5 protein-coding genes are annotated in these 5,123 nt (G+C 55.8%); all 5 read left to right on the forward strand.

The window, feature by feature from the left end:
- The first annotated feature begins 104 nt into the window (after positions 1-104).
- Complete coding sequence (locus tag BDE01S_RS08080) at positions 105-731, forward strand: LysE family transporter (RefSeq protein WP_066079919.1); 627 nt, start codon at positions 105-107, stop codon at positions 729-731.
- Between the two features lie 241 nt (positions 732-972).
- Complete coding sequence (locus tag BDE01S_RS08085; RefSeq protein ID WP_066079922.1) at positions 973-1,752, forward strand: (Fe-S)-binding protein; 780 nt, start codon at positions 973-975, stop codon at positions 1,750-1,752.
- Complete coding sequence (locus tag BDE01S_RS08090) at positions 1,749-2,450, forward strand: LutC/YkgG family protein (RefSeq protein WP_066079925.1); 702 nt, start codon at positions 1,749-1,751, stop codon at positions 2,448-2,450. The genes BDE01S_RS08085 and BDE01S_RS08090 overlap by 4 nt, the downstream gene beginning before the upstream one ends.
- Positions 2,447-3,892, forward strand: a complete 1,446-nt coding sequence (locus tag BDE01S_RS08095) for a LutB/LldF family L-lactate oxidation iron-sulfur protein (protein WP_066079928.1) — start codon at positions 2,447-2,449, stop codon at positions 3,890-3,892. The genes BDE01S_RS08090 and BDE01S_RS08095 overlap by 4 nt, the downstream gene beginning before the upstream one ends.
- A gap of 256 nt (positions 3,893-4,148) precedes the next feature.
- A complete protein-coding gene (gene htpX, locus BDE01S_RS08100; protein ID WP_066079929.1) occupies positions 4,149-4,988 on the forward strand; it encodes a protease HtpX in 840 nt (279 codons plus the stop codon).
- Positions 4,989-5,123: the final 135 nt, after the last annotated feature.

Genomic DNA, 5,123 nt, shown 5'->3' on the forward strand with positions numbered 1-5,123 from the left:
AGCCGGGTGCAGCAACGCCGTATCATTCTGTGTTTCTTCGACTATATTATAACCAAGCCTGATTTAATTGGATATGCCCGCCGCTTGGCGGGTTCGGACGTTTTATGCTTTGGAATATCGCCGTGATACATCTGCTGGGCATGATGAGCCCGGGGCCGGATTTTTTCTATATTACCCGCACCGCCGCTTTGCGCGGGCGCCGGCAGGCTGTGGCTGCCGCGGTGGGTATTGTTGCGGGCGTGATGTTTTGGGCGGCTTCGACCATGCTGGGGCTGGTGTTGCTGTTTCGGGCGTTTCCCGCTGTGGAAACCGCGCTGGTGTGCGCGGGCGGGGCGTATTTGGTGTATTTGGGTTGGCAGATGCTGAAAGTCAGGGAGAATGCGGCGTTTCATGCCGAAGAATCCGCCGCACCCGCGCCGGAAGCGGATGTGCGGGCGGAGATGAAAAAAGGTTTGCTGGTTAATCTTTCCAATCCCAAAGTGGCGGTGTATTTCAGCAGCGTGATGTCGGCGGTGTTGGCGCAGGTGTCGGAGTGGTGGCAGGCGGCCGGGGTGCTGCTGTTGCTGTTTGCGGAAACGCTGCTGTATTTCACTGCTTTGGCAACGGTGTTTTCCGGCGCGGCGGTTAAGCGGTTTTACAGCCGTTACAGCCGCTTTTTGGATAATGCCTCGGGGCTGCTGTTTGCCGGGTTCGGCATTTATTTAATTGCCCGAGCGCTGGCTTGGATTTAGGCAGGCAATGCGGCGTATTTTTCAGACGGCCTAAATCGTTTATATCAACATAAATGCTATGCATTCAAGAATAAAATTTATTCTCAATATTCTCCGTTTGCTGCAGCGGCGGGCGCGGCAGCGGCAGGGCTGGCGGCAAACACATTATTTTTTTAAATTAGACTTGACCCCTTACAGGCAATTACTTAAAGTAATGCTGATTTCTACAGTATAAAGTCGGCTATGCCGGTTTCGAAATAAAATGAGCGCACAAACTCCAACACCTATTATCCGTTACGACAGCGTGCCGTCCGATGCCTATTTCTTCGGCACCTGCGTTCTCGATATCTTCATGCCCGAAGCGGGTATGGACGCGATGACCCTGATTGAGCAGCAGGGCATCCGTATGCATTTCCCGATGGGGCAGAGCTGCTGCGGCCAGCCGGCTTATTCCTCCGGCCACCCCAACGAAGCATTTAATGTGGCAAAAGAGCAACTGGATCTTTTCCCGGAAGATTGGCCGATTGTCGTACCCTCCGGCTCTTGCGGCGGCATGATGAAACACCATTGGCCGACGCTTTTCAAAGGCACGCCTTACGAGCAGAAAGCCAACGAAATTGCCAAGCGAGTGATTGAGTTTACCCATTTCCTGATTGCCATCGGCTACCAGCCGCAAGACAAAGGCGAGCCGGTCAAAGTGGCTGTGCACACTTCCTGTGCCGCCCGCCGCGAGATGAACGTCCACCTTTCCGGCTGGCAACTGATTGACGGCATGGAAAACGTCGAGCGCATCGTACATGACCACGAAAGCGAGTGCTGCGGCTTCGGCGGTACGTTCTCCGTCAAACACCCCGACATTTCCGGCGCAATGGTAACCGACAAAGTCGCCGCGCTGAAAGAAACCGGCGCTACCCAGATTATCAGCGCCGACTGCGGCTGCATGATGAACATCGGCGGCAAAATCGCCAAAGACGAGCCGGATATGCCCATGCCCAAACACATCGCCACTTTCTTATTGGAACGCACCGGAGGCAAAGCATGAGCGCGCGCGACAATATTTTAAACAAATTAAAACAAGCCGATGCCTACCCGATGGCGGAGCCGGATACCGAGGGCTATTACCAACGCAACGGTGTGACGTGGGATAGCGACATCAGCCGTCTGAAGCATTGGGCTGCCGCCATGCGCGCCGTTAAAACCGAAATTTTCTGGGTAACGGAAGAAACCTGGCCGCAAGTGATGTGCCAAGTTGCCCGTGAAAAAGGTTTGGGCAACATGCTGCTGCCCCTGCAAACGGCGCACGGCCAAAAAGCGCAGCAGGCGCTGGCTGCCGCCGGCATCGAGCCGCTCGGTTTCGAGCGCGAGATTGATGTGTGGAAAAACGAATTTTTCGCCGATGTACATGCCGGTTTTACCGCATCCAAATGCGGCATCGCCCGCACCGGCACGATTATGCTGCAATCCAGCCCCGAAGAGCCGCGCAGCCTGAGCCTGGTACCGCCGGTTCATTTCTGCCTGTTTGACGCAGCCAAGATGTACGATGAATTCCATCACGCCTTGGAAAGCGAGCAGCCGGCGGAACAAGGCATGCCGACCAATGTGATTTTGGTATCCGGCCCGTCCAAAACCGCCGACATCCAGCTGACTTTGGCCTACGGCGCCCACGGCCCGCGCGATTTGGTCGTATTGGCCCTGCTGCCCGACCATATTTCCCCTGCCGACTTGGAGGATAAAGCATGAGCACACAAACCATCCAATTCCACATGAAGCCGGAAACCTTCAAGCAAAACACCGCCATTTCCCTGCAAGACAAACCTTTGCGTAAAAGCCTGCGTATCGCCATGGATATGCTGATGACCAAGCGCAAAGCCGTGTTGAGCGACGAAGAAGAGCTGCAAAACCTGCGTGATTTGTGTGAACACATCCGCCAGCGCTCCCTCTCCAAGCTGCCGCAGCTTTTGGAGCAGCTCGAAGAAAACCTGACCCGCTTGGGCGTGAAAGTCCACTGGGCGGAAACCCCCGACGAAGCCTGCCGCATCATCCACAACATCATCACCGATAAAAACGGCAAGCTGGTGGTGAAAGGCAAATCCATGGTCAGCGAGGAAATCGAGCTGAACCACTATCTCGAAGACCAAGGCATCAAAGCCGTAGAGAGCGACTTGGGCGAATACATCGTGCAGATGGCAGGCGAAAAGCCGACCCACATCGTGATGCCCGCCATTCACAAAACCAAAGAGCAGGTGAGCGAGCTGTTCCACAAAAATCTGGGCACACCGCTCACCGATGACGTGGACCAGCTCACCGGCATCGCCCGCCAAGCCTTGCGCGACGTGTACCGCACCGCCGATGTCGGCTTGAGCGGCGTCAACTTCGCTGTGGCCGAAACCGGTACGCTGTGTCTGGTGGAAAACGAGGGCAACGGCCGCTTATCCACCACCGTGCCACCCGTGCACATCGCCATTACCGGTATCGAAAAAGTCGTGGCCAAGCTGTCGGACATCCCGCCGCTCTACAGCCTGCTGCCGCGCTCTGCCATCGGACAGCCGATTACCACCTATTTCAACATGATTACCGGCCCGCGCCGCAGCGCAGAGCTCGACGGCCCGCAGGAAATGCACTTGGTGCTGCTCGACAACGGCCGCAGCCAAGCCTATGTTGAAGAACAGATGCGCCGCACGCTGCAATGTATCCGCTGCGGCGCCTGTATGAACCATTGCCCCGTTTATACCCGCATCGGCGGCGCTGCTTACGGTACGACCTATCCCGGCCCGATCGGTGAAATCATTTCTCCGCACCTGCTGGGTCTGGACGCCACCCGTGACCTGCCGACCGCCTGCACCATGTGCGGCGCCTGCGTGGAAGTCTGCCCGGTACGCATCCCGATTACCGAGCAAATGCAGCGCCTGCGCGTGGAAGCGCAACGCGACCCGAACGAAAAAGTGGCGCATCCGATTCGCGGCCAAGGCGCATCGCACACCTTCGGCGAGCAGCTGGCATGGCGCACCTTCAACGGCATTTTCAGCGGCAAAAAAGCCTACCGCGCCTTCGGCTGGGCGGCAACGACCTTCCGCGCCTTAACGCCGAGCAAGCAGCTGGGCTGGACGGATAACCGCGTGCCGATGAAACCCGCCAAGAAAACCCTGCACGAAATGATGGCGGAAAAAATGCGTAACCGCTGATTTTCCTGCTGTCTGGCAATAAAAGCCGTCTGAAAAATTCAGACGGCTTTTTGTTTTGTTCCATGACTATAGATGACCATATTTTGCATAGCTTTTCCTATTCCGCTCTTCACTCTACCCGGTCTTTTTGCGACAATATGCCGGAATTTTCTATAAGCCTTGCAGCCGAATGACTCGGAACGCAGCAGGCAATAAGCCGTCGGATTGCCCGACAGCACACAACATACCGCAAACCACATATCAAAAGGACCATCCGGTGAAACGCATATTCTTATTTTTGGCTACCAATATCGCCGTACTCATCGTTATCCGCATCGTATTGGCCGTATTGGGCATCAACAGCACCGACGATATCGGCAGCCTGCTGGCATTCTCCGCCGTCGTCGGCTTCAGCGGCTCGATTATTTCCCTGCTGATGTCGAAAACCGTGGCCAAAAGCTCGGTCGGCGCGGAAGTCATCACCCAGCCGCGCAGCGAAGAAGAAGCCTGGCTGCTGGCGACCGTTGAAGCACAAGCGCGCCAATGGAATTTGAAAACGCCCGAAGTCGCCATCTATGATTCTCCCGAGCCGAATGCCTTTGCCACCGGCGCGAGCAAAAACAACTCCTTGGTTGCCGTCAGCACCGGTCTGCTCGACCACATGACCCGCGATGAAGTAGAAGCCGTATTGGCGCACGAAATGGCGCACGTCGGCAACGGTGATATGGTGACGCTCACGCTGATTCAGGGCGTGGTCAATACCTTCGTCGTCTTCCTGGCCCGCATCGTTTCCGGCATGGTGGCGAAAAACGAAGACGGCTCGACCTCGCAAGGCACTTATTTCATGGTCAGCATGGTCTTGCAAGTCGTGTTCGGCTTTTTGGCCAGCATCATCGTGATGTGGTTCAGCCGCCAGCGTGAATACCGCGCCGATGCCGGTGCCGCCAAACTGGTCGGCGCGCCGAAAATGATTGCCGCGCTGCAACGCTTAAAAGGTGCCGCCAGCGATTTGCCGCAGGAAATGAACGCTATGGGTATCGCCAGCGAAGCCAAAGATTCCCTGCTGAGCACCCACCCGTCTTTGGATAACCGTATTGCCCGTTTGCGTGCGATGTAATACGAGACAAGCTGCTTAAAAGCGAAACAGGCCGTCTGAAAATTTGATTTTCAGACGGCCTGTTTTATTTTGCCGGAGAATTGCACGATAGATGTTTCGTTATAGTCGGAGAAATTAATTTCTGATACAAGGCGA

The sequence above is a fragment of the Bergeriella denitrificans NBRC 102155 genome (genome assembly GCF_001592185.1).
GTDB lineage: Bacteria > Pseudomonadota > Gammaproteobacteria > Burkholderiales > Neisseriaceae > Neisseria > Neisseria denitrificans.

Excerpts from the sequence above, each read along its gene's own strand:
- BDE01S_RS08080 (WP_066079919.1), top strand. The coding sequence starts at position 105 with ATGCTTTGGAATATCGCCGTGATACATCTGCTGGGCATGATGAGCCCG.
- BDE01S_RS08085 (WP_066079922.1), top strand. The coding sequence starts at position 973 with ATGAGCGCACAAACTCCAACACCTATTATCCGTTACGACAGCGTGCCG.
- BDE01S_RS08090 (WP_066079925.1), top strand. The coding sequence starts at position 1,749 with ATGAGCGCGCGCGACAATATTTTAAACAAATTAAAACAAGCCGATGCC.
- BDE01S_RS08095 (WP_066079928.1), top strand. The coding sequence starts at position 2,447 with ATGAGCACACAAACCATCCAATTCCACATGAAGCCGGAAACCTTCAAG.